Source organism: Bradyrhizobium sp. HKCCYLRH3059, assembly GCF_051168035.1.
In the GTDB taxonomy this organism is placed as follows: Bacteria; Pseudomonadota; Alphaproteobacteria; order Rhizobiales; family Xanthobacteraceae; genus Bradyrhizobium.
In genome coordinates this window covers 1,235,828-1,248,865 of the sequence record NZ_JBNPUF010000001.1, presented here as the reverse complement: position 1 = coordinate 1,248,865, position 13,038 = coordinate 1,235,828, and the positions used below count along the sequence as shown (strand labels likewise).

The window sequence follows — 13,038 nt, the reverse complement described above, 5'->3', positions numbered from 1 at the left end:
GGAAGGCCAGGGAGGGGGGTGGCTCCGGGCGAGACTGCCGTTGCGGCCCCCCACCCCCAACCCCTCCCCGCAAGGGGGAGGGGGGCGCAGCTGTGCACGGAGCTAGGGCAAAGCCTCAAGCGGCCTTCCCCTGCGCCAGCGAGGCGAACGTCTTGCCTTCCTCCGCGAGCTGCTTCAGCAGCGGCGCCGGCTCGAGCGAGGGATCATTGGTCTCCTTGGCATAGAACGCCAGCCGCTCGGCGATGTGCTTCAGGCCGACGCTGTCGGCCCAGTACATCGGGCCGCCGCGATAGATCGGCCAGCCATAGCCGTACAGCCAGACCACATCGATGTCGGACGGACGCGCGGCAATGCCTTCGGCGAGGATCTTCGCGCCCTCGTTGATCATCGGATACATCATGCGCTCGAGGATCTCCTCGTCGCTGACCGCGCGCCGCTTGAGGCCGAGCTTGGCGAGCGTCTCGTCGATCAGCTTCTCGACATCGGGATCCGGCAGCGGCGCGCGCGAGCCCGCCTCATATTTGTAATAGCCCTTGCCGGTCTTCTGGCCGAAGCGGCCGGCCTCGCACAGCGCATCCGCGATCTCGCTCTTGATGCCGCGGTCCTTGCGCGAGCGCCAGCCGATGTCGAGACCGGCGAGATCGCCCATCGCGAACGGGCCCATCGGCATGCCGAACTTGGTGACGACCGCGTCGACCTGCTGCGGCAGCGCGCCTTCGAACAACAGCTTCTCGGCCTGCTTGCCGCGCTGCGCCAGCATGCGGTTGCCGACGAAGCCGTCGCAGACGCCGACCACGGCCGGCACCTTTGCGATCTTGCGCGCGATCGACACCGCGGTGACGAGCGCATCCGGCGCCGTCTTCTCCGCACGCACGATTTCGCACAGCTTCATGACGTTAGCCGGCGAGAAGAAATGCATGCCGAGCACGTCCTGCGGCCGGCTGGTCTCTGCGGCGATCGCGTCGATGTTCAGATAGGACGTGTTCGAGGCCAGCACCGCGCCCGGCTTTGCATATTGATCGAGCTTGCCGAACACTTCCTTCTTCACCGCCATGGTCTCGAACACCGCCTCGATGACGAGGTCGGCGTCCTTGACGTTCTCGAGACCGACCTTGCCGTCGATCAACGCCATGCGCTTGACCGGTGCATCCGCCGGGATGCCGCCGCGCGCGGCGGTCGCCTCCCAGTTCTTCTGCATGACGCCCATGCCGCGCTTCAGCTGCTCCTCGGCGGTCTCGATCAGCGTGACCGGAATGCCAGCATTGGCGAACGACATCGCAATGCCGCCGCCCATGGTGCCGGCGCCGATGATCGCGACGCGCTCGACCTTGCGGCCCTTGGTGCCCTCGGGCACGCCGGCGATCTTGGCGGCCTCGCGCTCGGCGAAGAACGCATAGCGCTGCGCCTTGGACTGATCGCTGGTGAGCAGCTTGAGGAAACCTTCGCGCTCCTTCTTCAGGCCCTCGTCGAACGGCAGGTCGATCGCATAGCCGACCGCGTCGGCCGCTGCGAACGGCGCCTCGAGCCCACGCGACTTCTTGGTGATCGCCGCCACCGCACTGGTGAAGATCGTGCGATCGGCCTTGGCGGCCGCCAGCTTGGAATCGTCATCGCGCAATTTGCGCAGCGGACGGTTCTCCGCCACCACCTTGCGCGCGAAGGCTTCGCCGCCCGATGCCGGCCCCTCGACGATCTCCTCGATCAGGCCCGCCTTCAGCGCTTCCGCTGCGCCGATCGGGTCACCGCCGACGATCATCTTGACTGCGAGCTCGGGGCCTACGGCGCGCGGCAGGCGCTGGGTGCCGCCCGCGCCCGGCAGCAGGCCGAGCTTCACCTCGGGCAGTCCGAGCTTCGCCTCCTTGGTGGCGACACGATAATGACAGGCGAGCGCCACTTCGAGACCACCGCCCAGGGCCGTTCCATGAATCGCCGCAATGACCGGCTTGGGGCTGTTCTCGATCGTGCTCAGCACGTCGTTGAGCGCCGGCGGCTTCGGCGGCTTGCCGAACTCGGTGATGTCGGCCCCGGCGATGAAGGTACGGCCGCCGCAGGTCAGCACGATCGCCTTGATCGCGGGATCGGCGATCGCCGCCTTGACGTTGTCCAGGATGCCGCCGCGAACTGCGGCACTCAGCGCATTGACGGGCGGGCTGTCGATGGTGACGATGCCGATGATGTCATGACGGTCAAGCTTTGCCACTTCGCTCACGCGTAAGCTCCTTGGATGTCGTTTCTTTGCGGCCGGTTAACGCACCGGCCAATTCTTGGCTCTTCATTTGCGCAGAGTATCAGCCTTGCTTGCGTCTACCCGCTGCCGAACATCAATTCCGCAGTGCGAAATCTAATTCCACATCTTGACATCCAGGGTTATTTTGAAGCACGAGCGTTGTCAACGAGGCTCATCAATCAACAGCCGATGACATGAAACGCCCAGGGAAGAAACCCGCGACCGATCGGAGCTTCGTCGTCGCGCTGGCGCGCGGCCTCGACGTGCTGCGGGCGTTCCGGCCGAATGACGGCCTGCTGGGCAATCAGGAAATCGCCGCGCGCACCAACCTGCCGAAGGCGACGGTCTCGCGCCTCACTTACACGCTCACCAAGCTCGGCTATCTCACCCCGGTGCCGCGCTTCGAGAAATACCAGCTGGCCCCAGCGGCGCTGGCGCTGGGCTACGCCGCGCTCGCCAATCTCGGCATCCGCCATCTTTCCGAGCCGTTCCGCGAGCAGCTGATGCGCGAGACCGGCGGCGCGGTGGCCATCGGCGGCCGCGACCGGCTGAGCATGATCTATTTCGGCCAGAGCCGTCACGGCGTCATCAACGTTCAACTCGACGTCGGCTCGCGCATTCCGATTGCAACGACCGCGATGGGCCGCGCCTACATCTGGGCGCTGCCGGACGAGGACCGCGCCGCGTTGATGCGGGAGATGCGCGAGCATTACGGCAGCCGTTGGCCGAAGATCCGCGACGGCATCGAGCGCGCCGGCGAGACCGTTGCGAAATATGGCTTCACGATCTCCGCCGGCGAATGGCAGGACGACGTTCATGCGGTCGGCGTCGCGTTGCGGCTGAACGACGGAACCGGTCCCTACGCCGTGAATTGCGGAGCACCGGCATTCCGCTTCACGGAAGAGCGCTTGCGCACCGACATTGGACCTCGTCTCGTCGCGATGGTAAGGAACATCGAAGCGGCGCTCGGCGGCCTCGCGCCGTCAACTAATCAAACAAGCAGCCCATCAAACAAAGAACTCAATAAAAAGCCGAAGCCAGGAGGAAAAGTTGCCCGTGTTGCCGAGGGTATCAGATAGCCTGCATCATCGCGGTCGGCTGGCGCCGCGTCCTGACCTGAACGATTTGGGGAGGGGCGAGACGAGATGACGCAGGCACAACTCGCCCAGACCAACGATCCGCTGCTCGTCGTCCGCGACGTCAGCGTCGTGTTCGGCGGCATCGTGGCGCTGAACGGCGTCTCGTTCGAGATGCGCGAGGGTCAGATCCTCGGCCTCATCGGCCCGAACGGAGCCGGCAAGACCACCCTGTTCAACTGCCTCAGCCGGCTCTACCAGCCGAGTTCCGGCGACATCCTGATGGAAGGCCACAGCATCCTGAAGCGGCCGCCGCACCGCATTGCCGAGATCGGCATCGGCCGCACCTTCCAGAATGTCGCGCTGTTTCCCAATCTCTCCGTGCTCGACAACGTCCGCGTCGGCACCCATGCGCGCACCTCCAGCGACATCATCTCGGATTCGCTGCGTCTGGCCTGGGTCCGGCGCAGCGAGAATTCCGTCAACACCAAGGTTCACGAAATTCTCGCCTATCTCGACCTCGAGGAGGTCGCGCACAAGACCGTGTCCGGGCTGCCGTTCGGCACCCAGAAGCGCGTCGAGCTGGCGCGCGCGCTCGCCGCCGATCCCAAGATCCTGCTGCTCGACGAGCCCGCCGGCGGGCTCAATCATGAGGAAGTCCATGTGCTGGGCGATCTGATCCGGCGCATTCGCGACGACCGCAAGGTGACCGTGCTGCTGGTCGAGCATCACATGGGACTGGTGATGTCGATCGCCGACCACGTCGTGGCGCTGAATTTCGGCCGCAAGCTCGCCGAGGGCACGCCCGCCCAGGTGCAGGCCGATCCCGACGTCATCAAGGCCTATCTCGGGAGCAAGGATCAATGACGCCGCTGCTCAACGTCAAGGACCTGCGCGCCTATTACGGCCAGGTCCAGGCCCTGCACGGCCTCTCCTTCTCCCTCAACGAGGGTTCGCTGACGACCCTGCTCGGCGCCAATGGCGCCGGCAAGACCACCACCCTGCGCGCCATCTGCAACATGGTGCGCTCGACCGGTGCGATCGAGTTCGAGGGGAAGCCGCTCAACAACAAATCGACCGAGAGCATCGTGCGCTTCGGCATCGCGCACGTGCCGCAGGGCCGCGGCACCTTCACCAACATGACGGTGGAAGAAAACCTGCAGCTCGGCGCCATCACGCGCAGCGACAAGGCGGGCATCGTCGCCGACATCGAGCGGATGTACTCCTACTTCCCCAAGCTGAAGGAACGCCACACCCAGCAGGCCGGCACCTTATCCGGCGGCGAGCAGCAGATGCTGGCGGTGGCCCGCGCGCTGATGCTGCGACCCAGGCTGATGCTGCTCGACGAGCCGTCGTTCGGCTTGGCACCGCTGGTGGTCCGCGACCTTTTCGGCATCCTCGGCAAGATCAACCGCGAGGAAAAGGTCTCGATCCTCGTGGTCGAGCAGAATGCGCAGCTCGCGCTCGAGCTCGCCGATCGGGCCTATGTGATCGAGACGGGCCGCATCGTCATGTCGGGCGCGGCCTCGGACATCGCGAAAGACGAGAACGTCCGCAAATCCTATTTGGGCTACTAACGGAGGCGGGACAATGGAGCTCTTCACCAACCAGGTCCTGGCCGGCATTGCGACGGGCGCGATCTACGCCTGCATGGCGCTCGCCGTCGTGATGATCTACCAGGCCATCGACCATCTCAACTTTGCGCAAGGCGAGATGGCGATGTTCTCGACATTCATCTCCTGGCAGCTGATGCAATGGGGCCTGCCCTACTGGGTCGCCTTCGTGGTGACGCTGGCCTTCTCCTTCGCCGGCGGCATCGTGATCGAGCGGGTGCTGTTCAAGCCACTGACCAAGGCGCCGATCCTGACCCAGGTCGCCGGCTTCATCGCGCTGTTCTCGATCATCAACTCCTGCGCCGGGCTGATCTGGGACTTCACCATCAAGCAGTACCCGACGCCGTTCGGCTCCTCGCCGTTCCTGGGCAGCCAGCTGATCTCGACCCATCAGGCCGGCATGATCGGCATCACCCTGCTGCTCCTGATCGGGCTGTACTTCTTCTTCCAGTACACCCGTGTCGGACTTGCGATGCGCGCGGCCGCAGCCTTGCCGGAATCGGCGCGGCTGGTCGGCATCAACACCTCCTGGATGATTGCGCTCGGCTGGGGCATGGCGGCCGCGATCGGCTCGATCGCCGGCATGCTGATCGCGCCGGTGGTGTTCCTCGAGCCCAACATGATGGGCGGCGTGCTGATCTACGGTTTCGCCGCGGCCGTGCTTGGGGGCCTCACCAGCCCCTTCGGTGCGGTGCTCGGCGGCTTCCTGGTCGGCATCTTCGAGAATCTCGCCGGCACCTACATTCCCCACGTGGGCAATGAGATGAAGCTGCCGATCGCACTGGCCCTCATCATCTCCGTCCTAGTCATCAAACCGGCCGGCCTGTTCGGCCGCAACATCGTGAAGCGAGTCTGATCATGAGCGCAGTCGAGGACATCGCATCCCAGGCGCCCGCGGTCGATGCCGTTCCGAAGCGGGCCATGACCTTGAGTTCCGGCACCACCTTCGTCGTCGTGCTTCTGCTTCTCGTGGTTCCGCTGTTCGTCAAGAACTTCATCATCTTCCAGATGACGATGCTCCTGATCTACGGACTCGCCGTGCTGGCGTTGAACATCCTGACCGGCGGCTCCGGACAGTTCTCTCTCGGGCAGAGCGCGTTCTATGCGGTCGGCGCCTATACGTCGGCGATCCTGATGGAGCAGTACAATGTCAACTACGCGCTGACCCTGCCGGTCGCCGGCGTCATCTGCTTCGGCTTCGGCTTCCTGTTCGGCCAACCGGCGCTGCGGCTCTCGGGCGTGTATCTCGCGCTCGCCACCTTCGCGCTCGCCACCGCGATGCCGCAGATCCTCAAGCTCGGCTTCTTCGAGGAATGGACCGGCGGCGTGCAGGGCCTCGTCGTCACCAAGCCGGACGCGCCGTTCGGCCTACCGATGTCGCAGGACATGTGGCTGTACTACTTCACGCTGGCGATCACGATCGCGATCTACGTATTCTCGGTGAACCTATTACGCTCGCGTTCGGGGCGGGCTTTCATGGCGATCCGCGACAACGAGATCGCAGCGTCCGCCATGGGCATCGACGTCGCGACCTACAAGACGCTGGCGTTCGGCGTCAGCGCCGGCATCACCGGCGTCGCCGGCGGCCTCGGCGCCATCGCCGTGCAGTTCGTGGCACCCGACAGCTACACGATCGTTCTCGCGATCTCGCTGTTCCTCGGCATGGTCGTCGGCGGCGTCGGCTGGCTGCCCGGATCGTTCGTCGGCGCGGCCTTCATCATCTTCGTTCCCAACATCGCCGAAGGCATTTCGAAGGGCCTGTCCGGCGCGGTGTTCGGCGTGCTGCTGTTCCTCGTCATCTTCCTCGTGCCGCACGGCTCGCGGCAGGTGGCGATGGTGGCGCAGCAGCTGCTCGGCAAACTCAGAAAGAACTAAGGAGGAACTCTTGCAGGTCGTTCAACAACTACGAATCGCCGCGATCGCGACGGCGGTCATCGCCCTCACCTCGGGCGCAGCACTCGCCCAGAAGAAATACGACGCCGGCGCGTCGGATACCGAGATCAAGATCGGCAACATCATGCCCTATAGCGGGCCGGCGTCCGCCTACGGCGTGATCGGAAAGACCGAGGAGGCGTATTTCAAGAAGATCAACGCCGAGGGCGGCATCAACGGCCGAAAGATCAACTTCGTCAGCTATGACGACGCCTATTCGCCGCCCAAGGCGGTCGAGCAGGTGCGCAAGCTGGTCGAAAGCGACGAGGTCCTGTTCGTCTTCAACCCGCTCGGCACGCCCTCGAACTCGGCGATCCAGAAATATCTCAACGGCAAGAAGATCCCGCAACTGTTCGTCGCCACCGGCGCAACCAAGTGGAACGACCCGAAGAACTTCCCCTGGACCATGGGCTGGCAGCCGAGCTACCAGAGCGAGGGCCGCATCTATGCGAAGTACCTGCTCAAGGACAAGCCCGGCGCCAAGGTCGGCGTGCTGTTCCAGAACGACGATTTCGGCAAGGATTATCTGAAGGGCCTCAAGGATGGCCTCGGCGACAAGGCCGCGTCCATGATCGTCATGGAAGAGAGCTACGAGACCTCCGAACCCTCGATCGACGGCCACATCGTCAAGCTGAAGGCCTCCGGCGCCGACGTCTTCTTCAGCGTCACGACGCCCAAGTTCGCGGCGCAGGCGATCAAGAAACTTGCCGAGATCGATTGGCATCCGACGCATCTGGTCGTCAACGTCTCGGCCTCGGTCGGCAGCGTGATCAAGCCGGCCGGCTTCGAGAACTCGCAAGGGATTCTTTCGGCCGCCTATGCCAAGGACGCTGCGGATCCGCAGTGGAACGATGATCCCGGCATGAAGAAGTTCTTCGACTTCCTCGCGCAGTATTATCCCGACGCCAACAAGCTCGACAGCTCGACCGTCTATGGCTACGGCGCCGCACAGACGCTCGTGAAGGTGCTGCAGATGTGCGGCGACGACCTCACCCGCGCCAATGTGATGAAGCAGGCCGCCAGCCTGAAGGACTTCGCGCCCGACACCTTGCTGCCGGGCGTCAAGATCAACACCTCGGCTACCGACTTCGCGCCCATCGAGCAATTGCAGATGATGCGGTTCAAAGGCGAGAAGTGGGAGCTGTTCGGCGAGGCGATCAGCGGCGCCATCGATTAATCGTGCAATCGAGCATCGCCGCCGAGAGCGGTGCCGATCTCAACCTCGCCCTCCGCGCCATCCGCGCGGAGGGCTTTTTCGTAGGTCGCACCGACGATGCCATGAACGGTGGACAGACACCGTTTGGCTGATCTCAGGCTGTTCTCGCAGAGCAATCACCCGCCCAAATTGTGCGCACTTCTCGCAACTGCGCAGATGTTGCGCGGACGCGGACCGATAAAACACGGACCGTGCCGTGATGTCGCAACCACGCCGCGGCGGCTCTGCTATAGTCCCCCGACACACGAGAGCTTCCGTCAAGGAGGCCACGGCACGTCATCCAGAACCAACACGGGAGAAACGCACCATGATGATCACGCGACGGGCCGCCCTTGCCTCGGCTGCCGCCATCGTCCTCGCCTCGAGTTCCGCGATCGCCGCCGACAAGAAGTACGACACCGGCGCCTCCGACACCGAGATCAAGATCGGCAACATCATGCCCTATAGCGGGCCGGCCTCTGCCTACGGCATCATCGGCAAGACGGAAGCGGCCTACTTCAAGAAGATCAACGCCGAGGGCGGCATCAACGGTCGCAAGATCAACTTCATCTCTTATGACGACGCCTATTCGCCGCCAAAGACGGTCGAACAGGCGCGCAAGCTGGTCGAGAGCGATGAAGTGCTGTTCATCTTCAATTCGCTGGGCACGCCGCCGAACTCGGCGATCCACAAGTACATGAACTCGAAGAAGGTCCCGCAGCTGTTCGTCGCCACCGGCGCCACCAAGTGGAACGATCCGAAGGATTTCCCCTGGACCATGGGCTGGCAGCCCAACTACCAGAGCGAATCCCGAATCTACGCAAAATATCTGCTGAAGGAAAAGCCGGACGCCAAGATCGCGGTGCTGTATCAGAACGATGATTACGGCAAGGACTATCTGAAAGGGCTGAAGGATGGGCTTGGCGCCAAGGCCGCCTCAATGATCGTCATGGAGGAGAGCTACGAGACCGCCGAACCCTCGATCGACAATCACATTGTCAAACTCAAGTCCACCGGGGCCGACGTATTCGTGAACATCACCACGCCGAAATTTGCGGCGCAGGCGATCAAGAAGGTCAAGGAGATCGACTGGAAGGCGCTGCATATCCTCAACAACGTCTCCGCCTCCGTCGGCAGCGTGCTGAAGCCGGCCGGCTATGAGAATTCGCAGGACATCATCTCGGCGGCCTATCTCAAGGACGTCTCCGATCCGCAATGGAAGGATGACGCCGGGATGAAACAGTTCCTCGACTTCATGGCAAAGGATTTCCCCGAGGGCGACAAACTCGATGGCGGCACCGTCGTCGGCTACAGCGTGGCCCAGACGCTGGTGCAGGTGCTGAAGCAATGCGGCGACGACCTCACTCGCGAGAACGTCATGAAGCAGGCCGCATCGCTGCGCAACTTCCGCACCGAGATGCTGCTGCCTGGCATCACGATCAACACCTCGGCGACCGACTTCGCACCCGTCAGCCAGCTGCAACTGATGCGCTTCAAGGGCGAGAAGTGGGAGCTGTTCGGCGACGTGATCTCCGCCGACGTCGGCGGCTAACGACGAGACGCAGTTGAAACCGCCGCCTGCGGCCTCGCGCCGCAGGCGGCGCTCTCTCCAAGCATCTTTGCTGTCTTTGCCAAGAATTTCTTAAGCTAGGAGTTGAAAGAGAGGCGGTCATGCAGCGGCGGCGGTTACGCCGAGTGCGCGGCTGCGCTATGGGGACTCGTCCGGAGTGAAACGAGTCGCCCGCCTTGCGGGCGGATCCAACAACAAGGCCAAGCTCCAAGGCCGAGAAGGAGTCCCCACGTGACCACTGCCCTCACCCGCCGCACGCTCTCCAGCATGCTCGGTCTCGCCCTGGCTGGCGCAGTTGCCGGCAGCGCCCATGCCGACAAGAAATACGACACTGGCGCCAGCGACACCGAGATCAGGATCGGCAACATCGTGCCCTATAGCGGCCCCGCCTCGGCCTACGGCTCGGTCGGCAAGGCGATGTCGGCAGTGTTCAAGAAGGTCAACGACGAGGGCGGCATCAACGGCCGCAAGATCAATTTCATCTCCTACGACGACGCCTATTCGCCGCCAAAGACCGTCGAGCAGGCGCGCAAGCTGGTCGAGAGCGACGAGGTGCTGTTCCTGTTCGGCGTGCTCGGGACTGCGCCCAACACGGCGATCCAGAAATACATGAACGCCAAGAAGGTGCCGCAGCTGTTCGTCGCGACCGGCGCCACCAAGTGGAACGAGCCCAAGACCAATCCGTGGACCATGGGATGGCTGCCGAGCTATCAGTCGGAAGCCCGTATCTATGCCAAATATCTCACCGCGCAGCAGCCGACCGGCAAGATCGCGGTGCTCTACCAGAACGACGACATGGGCAAGGACTATCTGAAGGGTCTCAAGGACGGCCTTGGCGACACCTCCCGTGTGGTGCTGGAGGAGAGCTATGAGATCGCCGAGCCCACGATCGAGTCGCACATCGTCAAGATGAAGTCGGCCAATCCGGACATCGTCGTGCTGTTCACCACACCGAAATCCGGCGCACAGGCGATCAAGAAGCTCGGCGAGATGAACTGGAAGCCGCTCACCATCATCTCGAACGTCAGCGCCTCGACCGCGGCGGTGATGCGGCCGGCCGGCGTCGAGAACTCGCAAGGGGTGATCTCGGCCGCCTATGCCAAGGATGCCTCCGATCCGCAATGGGCCAACGACCCCGGTCTTGGCGCGTTCAGGGAGCTGCTCGCCAAATATCTGCCGGAAATCAACCCCGTGGATTCGTCGGCGCTGACCGGTTACAACATCGCCACCACAATGGTCGAGGTGCTGAAGCGATGCGGCGACGAACTGACCCGCGCCAATGTCATGAAGCAGGCGGCAGGCCTGAAGCAGTTTGCGCAGGGCGGGCTGTTGCCCGGCATCACGCTGACCACCGGTCCGGACGACTTCCAGCCGATCGAGCAGCTGCAGCTGATGCAGTTCAAGGGCGAGCGCTGGCAGTTGTTCGGCGAGGTCATGAGCGGCGAGCTCAAATAGGCTCTGCACGGCAGACGGGCGGCGCCGCATGACCAGCCGCCGTCCGTTGTTGCGCTCGATCTTCGATGCCGCCGTCGCCGCGGCGCATCCCGACATCGTGCTGCCGGCATTCCTGCCGGCGGCTCCCAAAGGACGAATCATCTGCCTCGCCGCCGGCAAGGGCGCGGCCGCGATGGCGCTCGCGGCCGAGCGCCATTACCTGGACACGCTCGGGTTCGATCCCGCGAAGCTGACCGGCATCGCAACCACCCGCCACGGCCATGGTGTGCCGACCCGGCGGGTGAAGGTGATCGAGGCCGGACATCCGATGCCGGACGAGGCCGGGCTGAAGGCCGCCGACGAGACGCTGCAATTGGCGGCAACCGCCGAGCCCGGCGACCTGATGCTGGTGCTGCTCTCCGGTGGTGGGTCCGCCAATTGGGTCGCGCCGGTGAACGGTGTCAGCTTCGCGCAGAAGCAGCAGCTGACCCGCGCGCTGCTCCGCTCGGGCGCACCGATCGGCGAAATGAATACGGTCCGCAAGCATCTGTCGCGAATCAAGGGCGGCCGGCTGGCGCGGGCCGGGCAGAATGCCGAGATCGTGACGCTGGCGATCTCCGACGTGCCGCATGACGATCCCTCGGCGATCGCATCGGGTCCGACGGTGCCCGATCCGACCACGCTGGCCGATGCCCGCGGCATCGTCGCCAAATACAAGCTCGAGGTCGACCCGGCGATCGGCCGGGCGCTCGATGATGCCGCCAATGAGAGCTGCAAGCCCGGCGATGCCGCCTTCGCCCGCGCCTCGTTCGAGCTGATCGCGCGCCCCGCCAGCTCGCTGGAGGCGGCCGTGGCCAGCGTCAAGGCCGCGGGCTACGACGTGCTCGATCTCGGCGCCGATCTCGAGGGCGAGGCCCGCGAGGTCGCGGCCGATCACGCCAAACTGGCACGCGAGGCCCGCGCGCTCGGTCGCCGCATGGCGATCATTTCCGGCGGCGAGCTCACCGTGACGGTGCGCGGCCAGGGCCGCGGCGGCCCGAACCAGGAATATGCCCTGGCGCTCGCCGGCCTCCTCAAGGACATGGAGGGCGTCGCGGCGCTCGCCGGCGACACCGACGGCGCCGATGGCGGCGGCGGCAGCGCCTCCGATCCGGCCGGTGCGCTCGTCGATGCCGAGGTCATCGCCGCGATGCGGGCGCAGGGGCTGAATCCGCAGGCCTATCTCGCCAACAACGACGCCACCGCGTTCTTCGCCGCGACCGGCGGCCTGCTGCAGACCGGACCGACGCTCACCAACGTGAACGACGTCAGGGTCATCCTGGTCGATTGAAGGGCGCGACTGCGTCCTTCAGAACTCCTCCGCGATCTTGGTGAGCATCGCCAGCAGCGCGTCGCGACCATCCGGGCCCAGCAGCTCGTTGAGCCGCGCCTCATGCTTCGACACCACCAGCTTCTTGGCGCGGGCCAGCACGGCGCGGCCCTTCTCGGTCAGCATCAGGATGTGCGAGCGCCGGTCGTTGGCCGAACGCACCCGCGCACACAGGTCGCGGCTCTCGAGGCTGTCCAGCAAGGACACGAAGTTCGGCCGCAGGATGCCCAGGGTGTTGGCGATCTCGGTCTGGTTACGGCCCGGATTGGCGTCGAGCAGCAGCAACACCGAGAACTGGGCCGGCGTCAGTTGCAGCGGCGCGACGCAGCGCAGGAAGTCCTCGAACACCTTCAACTGCGCCCGTTTCAGCACATAGCCAAGCAGATCCGACAGCTCGCCGAGCTGGACCGCTTGCGTCTCGTCGGCCGCTACGGCAGCTTCCTTGCGGCTTTCCCTCTTGCTGACGGGCTTGGCGCTATCGGCCATCACGGTCCGCCAAATTCATCGCATTTGCTTCCATCCCTGGTCTCGAATGCCGCAGCCGGAACAGCGGCCTTGAGATTATAATCGATAATTGTTATCCACTATATCAAACACGGGCAGCCCAATTCAACTGCCCAAG

11 protein-coding genes are annotated in these 13,038 nt (G+C 64.3%); 9 read left to right on the top strand and 2 right to left on the bottom strand.

Going from position 1 to position 13,038, the window contains the following annotated elements; all coding sequences use genetic code 11:
• Positions 1-115: 115 nt before the first annotated feature.
• The gene (locus ACQR13_RS05700; RefSeq protein ID WP_316172678.1) at positions 116-2,209 is read right to left on the bottom strand and encodes a 3-hydroxyacyl-CoA dehydrogenase NAD-binding domain-containing protein; all 2,094 of its coding nucleotides are present in this window, start codon (positions 2,207-2,209) and stop codon (positions 116-118) included.
• Between the two features lie 212 nt (positions 2,210-2,421).
• Between ACQR13_RS05700 and ACQR13_RS05695 the strand changes: the two genes are divergently transcribed.
• The 9 genes from ACQR13_RS05695 to ACQR13_RS05655 all read left to right on the top strand — a co-directional run bounded on the left by ACQR13_RS05695 (position 2,422) and on the right by ACQR13_RS05655 (position 12,377).
• The gene (locus ACQR13_RS05695; protein ID WP_315713776.1) at positions 2,422-3,306 is read left to right on the top strand and encodes an IclR family transcriptional regulator; all 885 of its coding nucleotides are present in this window, start codon (positions 2,422-2,424) and stop codon (positions 3,304-3,306) included.
• A gap of 66 nt (positions 3,307-3,372) precedes the next feature.
• Positions 3,373-4,170 (top strand): ABC transporter ATP-binding protein, encoded by a 798-nt coding sequence (locus ACQR13_RS05690; RefSeq protein WP_315713775.1) that lies wholly within the window; start codon positions 3,373-3,375, stop codon positions 4,168-4,170.
• The gene (locus tag ACQR13_RS05685) at positions 4,167-4,880 is read left to right on the top strand and encodes an ABC transporter ATP-binding protein (RefSeq protein WP_315713774.1); all 714 of its coding nucleotides are present in this window, start codon (positions 4,167-4,169) and stop codon (positions 4,878-4,880) included. The genes ACQR13_RS05690 and ACQR13_RS05685 overlap by 4 nt, the downstream gene beginning before the upstream one ends.
• A gap of 13 nt (positions 4,881-4,893) precedes the next feature.
• Positions 4,894-5,772: a branched-chain amino acid ABC transporter permease gene (locus ACQR13_RS05680; RefSeq protein WP_315713773.1), complete on the top strand. Its 879-nt coding sequence runs from the start codon at positions 4,894-4,896 to the stop codon at positions 5,770-5,772.
• A gap of 2 nt (positions 5,773-5,774) precedes the next feature.
• Entirely contained in the window at positions 5,775-6,791 is a 1,017-nt protein-coding gene (locus ACQR13_RS05675; RefSeq protein ID WP_315713772.1) for a branched-chain amino acid ABC transporter permease, read from the top strand.
• Positions 6,792-6,801: 10 nt separating this feature from the next.
• Positions 6,802-8,025, top strand: coding sequence for an ABC transporter substrate-binding protein (locus ACQR13_RS05670; protein WP_316172679.1), 1,224 nt, complete (start codon positions 6,802-6,804; stop codon positions 8,023-8,025).
• 346 nt (positions 8,026-8,371) lie between these two features.
• The gene (locus tag ACQR13_RS05665; RefSeq protein ID WP_315825951.1) at positions 8,372-9,595 is read left to right on the top strand and encodes an ABC transporter substrate-binding protein; all 1,224 of its coding nucleotides are present in this window, start codon (positions 8,372-8,374) and stop codon (positions 9,593-9,595) included.
• 249 nt (positions 9,596-9,844) lie between these two features.
• Entirely contained in the window at positions 9,845-11,068 is a 1,224-nt protein-coding gene (locus ACQR13_RS05660) for an ABC transporter substrate-binding protein (protein ID WP_316172681.1), read from the top strand.
• Positions 11,069-11,096: 28 nt separating this feature from the next.
• On the top strand, positions 11,097-12,377 hold the full coding sequence (locus ACQR13_RS05655; RefSeq protein WP_316201486.1) for a glycerate kinase type-2 family protein: 1,281 nt from the start codon (positions 11,097-11,099) through the stop codon (positions 12,375-12,377).
• 18 nt (positions 12,378-12,395) lie between these two features.
• Here ACQR13_RS05655 and ACQR13_RS05650 read toward each other — a convergent pair whose 3' ends face one another.
• Positions 12,396-12,902, bottom strand: a complete 507-nt coding sequence (locus tag ACQR13_RS05650; protein ID WP_315713766.1) for a MarR family winged helix-turn-helix transcriptional regulator — start codon at positions 12,900-12,902, stop codon at positions 12,396-12,398.
• Between the last annotated feature and the right edge of the window lie 136 nt (positions 12,903-13,038).

What these genes read in the sequence shown, in the direction of transcription:
- ACQR13_RS05685 (WP_315713774.1), top strand. Translation starts at nt 4,167, where the DNA reads ATGACGCCGCTGCTCAACGTCAAGGACCTGCGCGCCTATTACGGCCAG.
- ACQR13_RS05680 (WP_315713773.1), top strand. Translation starts at nt 4,894, where the DNA reads ATGGAGCTCTTCACCAACCAGGTCCTGGCCGGCATTGCGACGGGCGCG.
- ACQR13_RS05695 (WP_315713776.1), top strand. Translation starts at nt 2,422, where the DNA reads ATGAAACGCCCAGGGAAGAAACCCGCGACCGATCGGAGCTTCGTCGTC.
- ACQR13_RS05690 (WP_315713775.1), top strand. Translation starts at nt 3,373, where the DNA reads ATGACGCAGGCACAACTCGCCCAGACCAACGATCCGCTGCTCGTCGTC.
- ACQR13_RS05650 (WP_315713766.1), bottom strand. Translation starts at nt 12,902, where the DNA reads ATGGCCGATAGCGCCAAGCCCGTCAGCAAGAGGGAAAGCCGCAAGGAA.
- ACQR13_RS05655 (WP_316201486.1), top strand. Translation starts at nt 11,097, where the DNA reads ATGACCAGCCGCCGTCCGTTGTTGCGCTCGATCTTCGATGCCGCCGTC.
- ACQR13_RS05675 (WP_315713772.1), top strand. Translation starts at nt 5,775, where the DNA reads ATGAGCGCAGTCGAGGACATCGCATCCCAGGCGCCCGCGGTCGATGCC.
- ACQR13_RS05665 (WP_315825951.1), top strand. Translation starts at nt 8,372, where the DNA reads ATGATGATCACGCGACGGGCCGCCCTTGCCTCGGCTGCCGCCATCGTC.